This is a genomic window from Corynebacterium sp. HMSC074C04 (assembly GCF_001838295.1).
GTDB classification, from domain to species: Bacteria; Actinomycetota; Actinomycetes; order Mycobacteriales; family Mycobacteriaceae; genus Corynebacterium; species Corynebacterium amycolatum.
Genome location: NZ_KV836264.1, coordinates 36,198 through 47,882, shown reverse-complemented (window position 1 = coordinate 47,882; position 11,685 = coordinate 36,198). Strand labels below are relative to the sequence as shown.

Sequence of the window (11,685 nt, the reverse complement as noted above, 5' to 3'; positions counted from 1 at the left end):
GCTCGCCGGCCTGGATGACCTGGCTGATGACCAGAAGGTCATGATCAAGGTTTCCATCCCCACCAAGGATGACCTGTACAAGCCACTGATTGAGCACCCGAAGGTCATGCGCGTCGTTGCCCTGTCCGGTGGCTACGAGCGCGAGGACGCCAACGAGCGCCTGTCCCGCAACCACGGCATGATTGCTTCCTTCTCCCGTGCACTGTCTGAGGGCCTGTCTGCTCAGCAGTCCGACGAAGACTTCAACGCAACCATGGCTGAGTCCGTCAAGGGCATCTACGAGGCTTCGATTTCCTAATCGTCCGCTGTGCATTTGCGCTTCGCTGTGCATCTGCGCTTGTGGGCGCCTCTAGGTAGCCGCTAGCGCAACTAAAAACTCCCGCACCAGGTTTTCTTGGTGCGGGAGTTTTTTTTTAATCGCGCCCCTGGTAGTCAAATACCGGCAGCGACCAGCCACGCCACAGCGCCGCTAGTCGAATGAACAGCGCCGACAGTACAGCGCAGATAATGTTGATGCTCTCGTGCAGGCCAACCATGTCGAGCACGTAGTAAAGCGTCGCCGCGACGACTGCGATGGAGGCATAGAGCTCCTTTTGGAACACCAGTGGGACGCGGTCACACATCAGGTCGCGGAGCACACCTCCAAACGCACCGGTAAGAACGGCGCCGACAATAGCGATGATGACACCGTGCCCCATCTCCATGGCCACGCGGGCACCGATGATGGAAAACGCCGACAAACCGATCGCGTCAGCGACCAAGAACACGACTCGGAAGTGCTTCATCAGGAAGTCGGCCAACAGCACCGTGATCAGTGCGGCACCGACGATAACCAGCAAATATTGTGGGCTTGCAACCCACACCAACGGATAGTGGCCGAGAATGACATCTCGCAGGGTGCCACCGCCGATGGCAGTCATGCACGCAATTGTTGAAACCCCAAAGAGATCCATGCGCATTCGACCGGCCGCTAGTGCGCCGGTGACGCCTTCGGCCGTAATTCCAATGACCCAGAGGATGTGGAGCAGCATGATAAGAAATATAAAGGACTTCGCCCGAATCGGTAGAACTGTCGGCTAAATACCCGCTGTCTTCGCTCCCCCACTCCTGCTTTCAGCTCGGCTCGGCCCTCTTCATTGCTTCCCAGCTAGCCCTGATCGCGAATCTCCAGCACCGGAATCGAGCGGCGAATCCGCTCCACCTCCGCCACATCCGCATCAGCCACGAGTAGCTGCGGACCGTAGCCCGCCGATGCAATAACCCCGCCGTCCGCATTGACCAGCATGGAGTGCCCCGCACCGGTAGGCCCCTCATCCTTACCCGCGGCCTTAGCCCCACCAGGCCGCGCCGCATCAACGGCCGCGATCACGCAAGTGCTGTCCAAGGCACGTGCCGAGACCAGAGTCTGCCACTGCGTCACCTTGCCCGGACCATCATTCCACGATGCAGGCAGCGCGATGACCTCCGCGCCCAGGATGGCCAGTTGAATGAATTGCTCCGGAAACCTGATGTCAAAGCATGTCGCAAGGCCGAGGGCGACCGACGATCCGTCGGCAAGCGGGACATCACACACCACGTGCGCGTTGCCCGGCGCGACGGTATCGGATTCACGAAACCCGAAAGCGTCGAAGAGGTGGAGCTTGTCGTAGAACTCGACACCGGGGCCGTCCTCATCACGCCAAGCCAGGAGCAGCGAATTGAAGACGCGGTGCATCGTCTTACCGTCGCGCTCCACTTCATCTGCCGGGCGGAACATGCCGACTACCACGCTGATTCCGGCATCGTGAGCGGCCTGCGAGACCTCTGCTACAAACTTATCGCTGCTGGACTCCGCCACCACGTCAAGACGACCGGAATTGAACGCCTTCATCGTGGCCTCGGGGAAGACTACCAAATCGGCATTTTCCTGTACCGCCCGCGCGATGGTCTCCTTCACTGCGTCTAGATTTTCTTCAACCGATGCTGACAATTCTAACTGAGCCAGTGCAATACGCATGCCTAAATGCTACCGACTACCCCGGATTGACTGTCCTGAAGTTATCCACAGGACGTCGCCGTGCGTTGCTATCGCTCAGAGTTATCCACAGTTCGCTGAAGATGCTCTTCCGCTGCCTTTCGCCACCCAGCAGAATCAAAAACATGGCCGAACACATCACAGTCAATCCAGCTCAACTATCCGCCTTAAGCCGCTCTTACCAGCAGATTTCCACTCGTATTGATGGTCTTTCCACCATCGTCGCAGCTGCCCCGGGAAGTGCCGACCTCACCTCTGCCTTGCCCGGCTCACGGATTGTCCCCGCTGCCTCCACTACTTGTGGGAAGTGGTCGGAATCATTGCTTGCCGCGTGCACAAACATCGACGTTATTGCGCAGGCTGCCGATGCCCTCGCGGTCAGCGCTCTCGCGCACGAGCATGACCAGTCCGCCGCCTTGGAAAAGCCGTCATGGTCACGGTAGGCGAAGCGCTGCTGTGGCGTGTGGATTCGCTGGAGATCCTCGCCCGGGCGCTGCGTTCCGGGGCGCGCGCCCTCACCGATTCCGCCGACAGTTCCCAGGGCGCACTCAACGCGCTTTCAGAGGATGACTTCGCCGGCGACAACCGCAGCGCCGCCGAGGCTTCTGTCACCCGCAGCTCCACGCGTCTGCGCCGGAGCAGCGTAGCGCTCGAACGTCTCGCCGCCTGCTGCAGCGATACCGCCGCCATGCTTAACGACGTCATCCGCGAACTTACCGACGCGGTAAACCAGGCAACCAACCTGGGGTTTCAGGTGAATCTGGTTTCTGGTGCGGTGACTCCGCCGGAGGGCATGCTGTCTACGATTGCGCGCAGCCTCGTTCATCCCAAAATTCCTTCCGGGCCTTTCACCATGGCCGAATGGCGTGCAACCTCGCAGCTTCGGATTCAGTCGGCCTTGGCTGAACTCAACCGACTCGATGAGAAGGCGGCGGACGCAATCTCAGCTCTTTCACCACTGGTGGCAAGCGGAGCTAGTGGCTCGGGTAGATTGCAGCGATCGCAGGCTGGTAGTGGTACTGGCATCACTAGCGACAAAGGGATTGACGGTGGTTGGGACTTGGAAGTTGGGAGCGGATTGGCTGGGGCGTATTCGAGTAGCCCGCTATCAGAGATAGATGCCGCCATGTCCACTCGCGCCCGGGCTTTGGGGCTGCCTCCTGGACAACTATTGGAGTCCTCGCCTGGACATTCTGCGATTGCGTTCGGTGACGTTGAGCGAGCATCGACTGTGATCACTCTCGTCCCCGGTACCAGCTCTAGCGCGGAGGACGCTAGCAGGCAGTTCGAGCGTGTAGCCGCGACCTTCCACGCCGCCGGTGGAGATCCGGAGGATGTGGCGGTGGTGTTGTTTTCCTATGACGCGCCACCCAACCTCCGTGAGGCCATACGCACCGAGTATCACAATTTTGCTGCAGAGCGGCTGCAGCACTTGCAAGCCGGTTTGATTGAGCGTTCCGGTGGTGTCGATAGCGGTGACACTGCAATTGCCGGTGGCACTACCGCCCATGCCCAGTCTCCTACTCAGCGGCACGTTGTCGCCGGCTATAGCTATGGGGCGACGGTGGTCTCGCAGGCCTCTCTTGGTAGTGGCCTCTACGCGGATAGGGTGCTGCTCATAGCTCCGCCAGGTGTTGGCCCTGGACTGGAGCGTGCAAACGACATGAAACTGCTCAAGCCGGACGGTACAGCCCGACCCGAATATGAAAATAGCCACCGTGTGGCGGTGGCGACGTCCCCGATGGACCCCATTCGTATTCCTGCCGAACTGGGGATTCATGGGAAAAACCCGGCGGATAAAGACTTCGGCGCATACACACTCAACCTGAGTGAGCGTGGCCTGTCCATGCGAGACTTGGCCGAATTCATGGTCACTCCCGTGCAGGATATTCCTCAAAAGTATCGGCACGTTCAGGGCAACCCACACATCGAACACTACTTTGACGATGAAGTTTTCACCCGCGAGACCAACCGGTGGCTAACTGATAGCTGACCGGCGTCTCAGATCAACAGTTGCTTATCCGCGGCCCAAATTAACAAGCCAAGAGAAAACGGACTAAGCAGCCGACGCTGCTTAGTCCGTTCAATCACCCGTGTGGGTTATCCTCCCCAACACGATCACCTCTGCGCCCGCGCCGCGTGCGCGGCTCCCACATCACCACGGCCGTAGAGCGTGGGACGTGAACCAGTTCGCCACGCGAGCGGCGAGCCTGTGCCTTTGCCTGGTAGAGCTGCTCTCTCAGTTCTGCATTTTCCTGCTCAAGCGAATCCACCCTCTCAGTCAGGTCGATGATGGCCTTAATACCGGCCAGGTTGACGCCGTCTTCCTGACTCAGACGCTGAATCTCACGCAGCAGCGCCACATCGCGTTTAGTGTAGCGCCGACCTCCGCCGGAGGTGCGCTGCGGAGTTACTAACCCGAGTCGGTCATAATTACGCAGCGTTTGCGCATGCATGCCGGCGAGATTCGCAGCTACGGAAATGACATAGACCTCAGTGTTGTCGGACATTACTTCGCACCTGCCCAACCCTCACGAGGATTGAACCCGCTAGCACGCTCCGCTTCGACGTAGGAGCGCAATATCGAAGTGGCATTGTCATCCAAATTGGTCGGTACCTTCACGCGCACGGTCACTAGCAGATCACCCGGAGTGCCATTGCGCTTTGGGATACCCCGACCGCGCACACGCAGTGTTCGGCCATCGGCTGTGCCAGCCGGCACACGCACGCGAATCTTGTCACCCAACGTCGGCACAGTAATGGTGCCGCCGAGTGCGAGTTCGCCGAAGCTCACCGGCACCGTGACCTCAAGGTCATTGCCGCTGCGGGTGAAGACTTCATCCGGGCGAACATGAACGGTGACAAAGAGGTCACCGGCCGGACGCCCTCGCAGTCCCGCTTCACCTTGGCCAGCAAGACGAACCTTCTGGCCGTCCACCACCCCTGCGGGGACGCGAACGGTGATGGTACGACGGCGGGTGGTCACACCGGTGCCGTTACACTGCGAGCAGGGATTCTCAATGCGAGTGCCCTGGCCACCACAGTCCGCACACGGACTGGAGAAGCCGAAGGCCCCCTTTTGCTCCTTGACATACCCCGAACCGTGACAGGTCGTGCACGTCACCGGCGAGGTTCCCGGCGCTGCACCCGAACCATTGCAGTTCGTGCATGGCGACGGGTTGGTGAGCTGCAGCGGGATGGTGACACCTTGGGCGGCCTCGCGGAAATCGAGCGTAATCTCTGTCTCCACATCCGCACCACGGCGGGCCTTCTGCCGCCCGGCAGCACCAGCGCCACCATTGCGGTTTACGAAGCCGCCCAGGAAATCACCTAGGCCACCTGCACCACCAGCATTGCCACCGAATCCGGCACCTCCGCCGAAGAGATCCGACACGTCGAAGTCGAATCCACGTCCACCGGCAGCACCGGCTCCGCCGGCACCTGCGGCACCGGGGAATCGGAAACCACCTGCGAGCGCTGCACGCAGCTCATCGTATTCGCGGCGCTTGTCCTCGTCACCGACCACCGAGTATGCCTCGGAGATTCGCTTGAACTTATCTTCAGCAGCCTTGTTGCCCGGGTTCTTATCCGGGTGGTTCTCCCGGGCTAACTTGCGGTAGGCCTTTTTAATCTCGTCGAGTGACGCAGACTTAGAGACGCCCAAGTCAGCGTAATAGTCCTTATCTGCCCATTCCCGTTGAGTCATGGTGCATCTCCTCCTTTCAAAAAACTAATTCAAAGAAATCTGCGTCACTTGTGTCTCCGCTACTGCGGATCGCCGATGATTACCATCGCCGTACGGATGACACGGTCATTAATGCGGTAGCCCTTGCGCAGCACATTGGCTAGAACCTTGTCATCCCCCTCGGAGAGATCCTGGACAGCCTCGTGGATGTCCGGGTCGAATTCCTCTCCTGCAGCACCAAACTCCTCAACACCCTGTGCGGTCAGCACGCCGCGGAACTTATCCGCGAAAGCCTTCAGCGGGGTGCCGTCTGCCAAGTCGCCGTGCTCTTCAGCCCGGTCGAGGTCATCAGCCAAAACCAGCAGTTCTCCAGCCAGCTTTGCCTTTGCCTGTACGCGCTCGGCCTCACGGTCTCGGTCAACTCGACGACGGTAGTTTGCGAACTCCGCCGACAGGCGCTGCAGGTCCTCCGTACGCTCATCCAACTCACGCTGGATGGCTGCGACTGGGTCTGCAGCTTCCTCCGCGGCGGTGTCGCCGGCGGCATTTTCGGTCGCCGGCTCCACGTCGTCGTCAAGCTTGGCCTGCTCGAAGACCTCGTTGACCTGATCGGCCAGGTTGGCCGGCTCCTCCGGGGTGGGCTGGTTTCCCTGATCCTGGTCAGTCATTCTTACTTGTCCTTCTCATCCTCGTCGACGACCTCAGCGTCAACGACGTTGTCGTCAGCGTCAGCGGCCTCAGCACCCTCGGCTGCGGTTGCACCCTCAGCTGCCTGAGCCTCGTAGATAGCCTTACCCATCTCCTGGCTCTCAGTGGACAGCTTCTCGACGGCGGACTTGATGGCCTCGATGTCGGAGCCCTTCAGAGCCTCGTCGACTGCCTTGGCAGCCTCTTCAACGCGGTCGCGGATGTCCTGGGAGACCTTGTCCTCGTTCTCCGATGCGAACTTGCGGGTCTGGTAAGCCATGGACTCAGCCGAGTTGCGGACTTCCTGCTCCTCGCGGCGCTTCTTGTCCTCGTCAGCGTGCTTCTCAGCGTCCTTGATCATCTGGTCGATCTCCTCCTTGGAGAGGCCGGAGCCGTCCTGGATGGTGATCGTGTTTTCCTTACCAGTGCCCTTGTCCTTAGCGGTGACGTGGACAATGCCGTTGGCGTCGATGTCGAAGGTGACCTCAATCTGCGGGACACCACGCGGTGCCGGAGCGATTCCGCCCAGCTCGAAAGAGCCCAGCAGCTTGTTGGCAGCAGCCATCTCACGCTCACCCTGGAAGACCTGAATCTGAACGCTCGGCTGGTTGTCTTCAGCAGTGGTGAAGGTCTCCGAACGCTTGGTCGGGATAGTGGTGTTGCGCTCGATCAGCTTGGTCATGACACCGCCCTTGGTCTCAATACCCAGCGACAGCGGGGTAACGTCGAGCAGCAGCACGTCCTTGACCTCACCGCGCAGAACGCCGGCCTGCAGAGCAGCACCAACTGCGACAACCTCGTCCGGGTTAACGCCCTTGTTCGGCTCACGACCACCGGTCAGTTCCTTGACCAGCTCAGAGACTGCCGGCATACGGGTGGAGCCACCGACCAGCACAACGTGGTCAATGTCGGAAACCGCAACATCAGCATCAGCAATGACCTGCTGGAACGGCTTACGAGTGCGGTCAAGCAAATCGGAGGTGATGCGCTGGAACTCAGTACGGGACAGGGTCTCGTCCAGGAACAGCGGGTTCTTGTCAGCATCAACGGTGATGTACGGCAGGTTGATAGATGCCTGCTGCGAGGAGGACAGCTCAATCTTGGCCTTCTCAGCAGCCTCGCGCAGACGCTGCAGAGCCATCTTGTCCTTGGTCAGGTCAATGCCGTTGCTGGACTGGAACTTCTCAACCAACCAGTCAACGATGCGCTGATCCCAGTCATCGCCACCGAGCTTGTTGTCACCAGCAGTTGCGCGAACCTCAACAACACCATCGCCAATCTCCAGCAGGGAGACGTCGAAGGTACCGCCACCGAGGTCGAAGACCAGAATGGTCTGCTCCTTGTCGGACTTCTCCAGACCGTAAGCGAGTGCAGCAGCAGTCGGCTCATTAACAATGCGCAGGACGTTCAGGCCAGCAATCTGACCTGCTTCCTTGGTTGCCTGACGCTCAGCGTCGTTGAAGTAAGCCGGAACGGTAATAACCGCATCAGTGACGTCATCACCCAGGTAAGACTCAGCGTCGCGCTTCAGCTTCATCAGCGTACGAGCGGAAATCTCCTGCGGAGTGTACTTCTTGTCATCAATCTCGATGTTCCAGTCAGTACCCATATGGCGCTTGACCGAACGAATAGTGCGATCAACGTTGGTGACAGCCTGGTTCTTAGCGGACTGGCCAACCAGGACCTCACCATTCTTTGCAAATGCAACCACCGACGGAGTGGTGCGCGAACCCTCAGCGTTCGCAATCACCTGAGCCTCGCCGCCCTCGAGGACGGAGACACAGGAGTTCGTCGTACCCAAGTCAATACCAACAGCGCGTCCCATGATGAACACCTTTCTAGAAGAGTAAAAGAATTGCCCTTAAGTCTTACGCGCTCAAGTCTGCATTGCCGTAGAAAGTCTGTCAAGCAAACTTGAGTGTGTCCGACTCAATGTTTGTCATGCTATGCAACGGACTATGGGGCAAAGTTATTCCCACCCGACTCAACTTTCCTAGAATAATTCGCATTAATGCAGGTCAGCGTGATAAAAAATTTTTTCAAACCATGTCCGAAAATCATCCACGGTGTCTGACAGCAAAAATTTTCCATGCAAAATCCCACCTCTGGCCTCCAGGGGGGGGAATTCCTTAGCACTAGCCCTGGGAACTTTCCTGCAAAGCGAACCGACTAATCCCCTGACGTGTTTTGCGGCCACCGGCTCATCAACAGGCCATGTCGTTGTTAACCCCATGGCCTGACACCGAATCAGCTCTGGCGGCTCCACTAATACATGTCCAACTTCTCCCCACCTACGGGGCGATTGAGCCAAGAATTCATCCCACTTATTCAGGAGTTTTTCGTGCCTCAGAATGCACAGCGACACCATTTCCCCTTTTCCCGTGGGCTCGCAGTAGCGTCGGCAAGCGCCGCACTAACCCTCACCTTCCCCGCCATTGCATCCGCACACGTGCATGCAACCCCGTCGTCTGCCCCGATTGGCGGCTACACGGATCTAGCTTTCGGGGTCGGTCATGGCTGCGACGGTTCGCCGACGACGAAGGTCGAGTTCACCATCCCGGAGGAGTTCGAAAAGGTCACGCCGAACATGAACGCGAACTGGGATGTCACGAAGGAGTCGACTGGTTCCGATGAAAATGAAAAGGTGCAGAAGGTCATCTACACCGCAAAGACGCCACTGCCGTCCGACCTGAAGGATTCACTGACACTCAGCGTGAAGGTGGCTGATGACGCGAAGCCGTCGACGGTTGAGGTGCCAACGCTGCAGACCTGTGAAAAGGGGTCGATGAACTGGGCCGAAAAGGATCACGATAGCGATTACCCAGTTCCAACCGTGGAGCTGATTGAGAAGTCTGCAGACGATGAACATAGCCACGGTCACGACCACAGCCACAACCATGGCACCAGCGAAACAGACCACGGCGATAACCACTCGGACGACGTAGAGCATTCCGCAGCTGCCACCAGCGAAGATTCGAGCAACACGCTTGGCGGCTGGGGCCTGGGACTCGGCCTTGTGGGCGCGCTCACCGGCATTGCCGCATTGGTGATTTCACTGCGCAAGCGAGGTTAAGACCACAGGCGGATTGCCACTCGGGAATCCGCCTTCACCGCGGCGCTGCCGTCCATGCCTTCACAGAGCTTACCCCATGCGAGCACATAGAGCCGGCCGATCTTGACCATGCACGCCGGAGGATAATCCGTACTGTCGGCTCGTCATTTCGGTCAACGTAGTGAACGGACAAAGCAAAGCCCTCTGCAATGACGGCTGAATCACGCGTCTAGGCTCGGATTGAGTTAGGCGATGCTTTATGGCGTTTCGATAACCGCTCGAAAGCGCCCCCGCACACATAAATATAAAAGCCGAACTAGCACTTCAGATGAACGTAGAAAACTGGATGCCGATAAGGCTGGAACAGCCCCCCCCCCAAAAAAAAAGTGATACCTCAAGGCAGTGGGAGATTATGCTGGCAAAACTGCAAAAACTCTAGCCGGGAAGCCTGTCCCATCCTTTGGCTTCGGCCAGGATGCAACGACGAGAGCCCCTGTTTCTGGCACCTGGTCGAGTCCTGCCAGCAGCTCAATCTGCCAGCGGTCACGCCCTAATAGATAGAGCTCCGTCGGCAAGCTTCCACCGTGAGCCACGATGCCAGGGTCCGTATCAGTGGTCTCATGCCCAATCGCCACAATGCCACGGTTGTCTATCAACCATTCGACAACCTCAACGTTCCATCCTGGATAATGGGTCACGCCCTCTTCATCCGCATTGGCCATTGCCTCAGCGTCAGGCTATCGCTTTGACCAATCACTGCGAAATGCGACGAACGCACCGTCCGGGATAGAGCCATTGCGCTCCTCCCACGCTTCCACATCAGCAATCGAAGGAGAGAAATCATTATCCCGAGCGACTTCAGTAGTGAAATCTAGGACGACCAAAGGCAGAATCATCTGCTCGACGCCAATATTGTCAAGAGTTCTCGTCTCTTGGACGAAATGCACAGGCGGATCCACATGCGTACCCCACTGGCCAACAAATTGGTATTGGTCGATTTCAAATCCATGCTCAGCAACGGTGAAAAGCCGTGTTCGCTGTTCGTCGGGAAGCGCCGGGAATTTCGGCTGACCGGCGTGAAACGCGTGCGTCAAATCAACATAGGTGTGGTTTTCCCGAAGCTTGCGAGCAATGTTCCATAGTTCGTGCGTATTTGCGATGTTCTCGTTTGACATAAGGCAAAGTATATAGACAAAGCTGTCTAGTTGGCCAACATAACTACCGACACATCGAGCACCAAAAGACACCAACTCGCCCCACACGGCATCCATCAGCCCAAACAGCCTGACGACACCCGCCACCCCAGGTACCCTCGCACACAGGAAAGACTTTCCAATCCGCAGCCAAATTCTTCAGATTATGAAGTGCTGGGCTACGCATCCGGCTTTCACCAAAAATTAAGCCATCACGAAGGAGCATTTGATGACCACCTACGAAAACATCCTTACCGAAACCCGCGGTCGCGTCGGCATTATTACCCTGAACCGCCCGAAGGCGCTGAACGCCCTCAATCACAAGACCATGGAAGAGATCGGTGCAGCAGCCACCGCTTTCGACAGCGATGCAGGCATTGGCGCGATTATCATCACCGGCTCCGAGAAGGCGTTTGCCGCAGGTGCGGACATTAAGGAGATGGCGGACAAGTCCGGAACCGAGATGTACATCTCCGATTGGTTCGCACGTTGGGATGTTCTGACTTCCGTCCGCACTCCAGTTATCGCCGCCGTTAACGGCTACGCCCTGGGCGGTGGCTGCGAGGTCGCCATGATGGCGGACTTCATCATCGCTGGCGCTAAAGCCAAGTTCGGTCAGCCTGAGGTTAACCTCGGCATCTCTCCGGGTATGGGCGGCTCGCAGCGTCTCACCCGCGCAATCGGCAAGGCTAAGGCAATGGAGATGTGCCTCACCGGCCGCATGATGGGCGCCGAAGAAGCCGAGTGCGCAGGCCTGGTCGCCCGCGTCGTCGAGCCGGAGGCGCTTCTCGACGAGGCCCTGAAGGTCGCCGACACCATTGCGTCGAAGTCACTGGTTGCCACTACCCAGATTAAGGAACAGATTAACCAGGCCTACGAAATGACGCTGTCGCAGGGACTGCTCTTTGAGCGTCGCGCCTTCCACTCCCTATTCTCCTCCAATGACCAGAAGGAAGGCATGGCCGCTTTCACCGAAAAGCGTGAGGCAAACTTCACTAATTCCTAAGAGTGCGCGGGGCGCGGGGGTGCGGGGCGTGTGCGTGCAGGAGGTGCG

General features: G+C 58.3%; 10 protein-coding genes and 2 pseudogenes. 5 read left to right on the top strand and 7 right to left on the bottom strand.

Annotated elements, in window-relative coordinates; genetic code table 11:
- Nucleotides 1-298, top strand: a pseudogene (locus tag HMPREF3011_RS11170) (class I fructose-bisphosphate aldolase); the annotation flags it as partial.
- A 115-nt stretch (nt 299-413) separates the two neighbouring features.
- Here the strand turns inward: HMPREF3011_RS11170 and HMPREF3011_RS00225 are convergent.
- Complete coding sequence (locus HMPREF3011_RS00225) at nt 414-1,031, bottom strand: trimeric intracellular cation channel family protein (RefSeq protein ID WP_038626783.1); 618 nt, start codon at nt 1,029-1,031, stop codon at nt 414-416.
- Nucleotides 1,032-1,147: 116 nt separating this feature from the next.
- Entirely contained in the window at nt 1,148-1,996 is an 849-nt protein-coding gene (locus HMPREF3011_RS00220; RefSeq protein ID WP_070560407.1) for a nitrilase-related carbon-nitrogen hydrolase, read from the bottom strand.
- Between the two features lie 143 nt (nt 1,997-2,139).
- On the opposite strand from HMPREF3011_RS00220, the gene HMPREF3011_RS00215 reads away from it, so the two are divergent.
- Together HMPREF3011_RS00215 and HMPREF3011_RS00210 are read left to right on the top strand one after the other, a co-directional pair.
- On the top strand, nt 2,140-2,457 hold the full coding sequence (locus HMPREF3011_RS00215; RefSeq protein WP_038626786.1) for a hypothetical protein: 318 nt from the start codon (nt 2,140-2,142) through the stop codon (nt 2,455-2,457).
- Nucleotides 2,445-4,007 carry an alpha/beta hydrolase gene (locus tag HMPREF3011_RS00210; protein ID WP_038626788.1) on the top strand — a complete coding sequence of 521 codons (1,563 nt, stop codon included), beginning with the start codon at nt 2,445-2,447 and terminating at the stop codon, nt 4,005-4,007. Before HMPREF3011_RS00215 ends, HMPREF3011_RS00210 begins: the two co-directional genes overlap by 13 nt.
- Nucleotides 4,008-4,101: 94 nt before the next feature.
- Here the strand turns inward: HMPREF3011_RS00210 and HMPREF3011_RS00205 are convergent, their stop codons facing one another.
- From HMPREF3011_RS00205 to dnaK, 4 genes are read right to left on the bottom strand one after another with little or no spacing between them, the layout of a single operon-like run.
- Nucleotides 4,102-4,524 carry a heat shock protein transcriptional repressor HspR gene (locus tag HMPREF3011_RS00205; RefSeq protein ID WP_038626791.1) on the bottom strand — a complete coding sequence of 141 codons (423 nt, stop codon included), beginning with the start codon at nt 4,522-4,524 and terminating at the stop codon, nt 4,102-4,104.
- Nucleotides 4,524-5,720, bottom strand: coding sequence for a molecular chaperone DnaJ (gene dnaJ, locus HMPREF3011_RS00200; RefSeq protein WP_070840955.1), 1,197 nt, complete (start codon nt 5,718-5,720; stop codon nt 4,524-4,526). Before dnaJ ends, HMPREF3011_RS00205 begins: the two co-directional genes overlap by 1 nt.
- A 59-nt stretch (nt 5,721-5,779) precedes the next feature.
- Nucleotides 5,780-6,367 carry a nucleotide exchange factor GrpE gene (gene grpE / locus HMPREF3011_RS00195; protein WP_038626795.1) on the bottom strand — a complete coding sequence of 196 codons (588 nt, stop codon included), beginning with the start codon at nt 6,365-6,367 and terminating at the stop codon, nt 5,780-5,782.
- 2 nt (nt 6,368-6,369) lie between these two features.
- Nucleotides 6,370-8,211, bottom strand: a complete 1,842-nt coding sequence (gene dnaK / locus HMPREF3011_RS00190; protein ID WP_070840954.1) for a molecular chaperone DnaK — start codon at nt 8,209-8,211, stop codon at nt 6,370-6,372.
- Between the two features lie 516 nt (nt 8,212-8,727).
- Here dnaK and HMPREF3011_RS00185 point away from each other — a divergent pair.
- Nucleotides 8,728-9,459 (top strand): YcnI family protein, encoded by a 732-nt coding sequence (locus tag HMPREF3011_RS00185; protein WP_038626799.1) that lies wholly within the window; start codon nt 8,728-8,730, stop codon nt 9,457-9,459.
- A 389-nt stretch (nt 9,460-9,848) separates the two neighbouring features.
- On the opposite strand, the pseudogene HMPREF3011_RS11620 reads toward HMPREF3011_RS00185, so the two are convergent.
- Nucleotides 9,849-10,613, bottom strand: a pseudogene (locus tag HMPREF3011_RS11620) (cyclase family protein).
- Between the two features lie 247 nt (nt 10,614-10,860).
- Between HMPREF3011_RS11620 and HMPREF3011_RS00175 the strand changes: the two are divergent.
- Entirely contained in the window at nt 10,861-11,637 is a 777-nt protein-coding gene (locus HMPREF3011_RS00175) for an enoyl-CoA hydratase (protein WP_070840953.1), read from the top strand.
- Nucleotides 11,638-11,685 lie beyond the last annotated feature (48 nt).

Coding starts and splice junctions, on each gene's coding strand:
- dnaK (WP_070840954.1), bottom strand. CDS start 8,211: ATGGGACGCGCTGTTGGTATTGACTTGGGTACGACGAACTCCTGTGTC.
- HMPREF3011_RS00205 (WP_038626791.1), bottom strand. CDS start 4,524: ATGTCCGACAACACTGAGGTCTATGTCATTTCCGTAGCTGCGAATCTC.
- dnaJ (WP_070840955.1), bottom strand. CDS start 5,720: ATGACTCAACGGGAATGGGCAGATAAGGACTATTACGCTGACTTGGGC.
- HMPREF3011_RS00220 (WP_070560407.1), bottom strand. CDS start 1,996: ATGCGTATTGCACTGGCTCAGTTAGAATTGTCAGCATCGGTTGAAGAA.
- HMPREF3011_RS00210 (WP_038626788.1), top strand. CDS start 2,445: ATGGTCACGGTAGGCGAAGCGCTGCTGTGGCGTGTGGATTCGCTGGAG.
- grpE (WP_038626795.1), bottom strand. CDS start 6,367: ATGACTGACCAGGATCAGGGAAACCAGCCCACCCCGGAGGAGCCGGCC.
- HMPREF3011_RS00175 (WP_070840953.1), top strand. CDS start 10,861: ATGACCACCTACGAAAACATCCTTACCGAAACCCGCGGTCGCGTCGGC.
- HMPREF3011_RS00225 (WP_038626783.1), bottom strand. CDS start 1,031: ATGCTGCTCCACATCCTCTGGGTCATTGGAATTACGGCCGAAGGCGTC.
- HMPREF3011_RS00215 (WP_038626786.1), top strand. CDS start 2,140: ATGGCCGAACACATCACAGTCAATCCAGCTCAACTATCCGCCTTAAGC.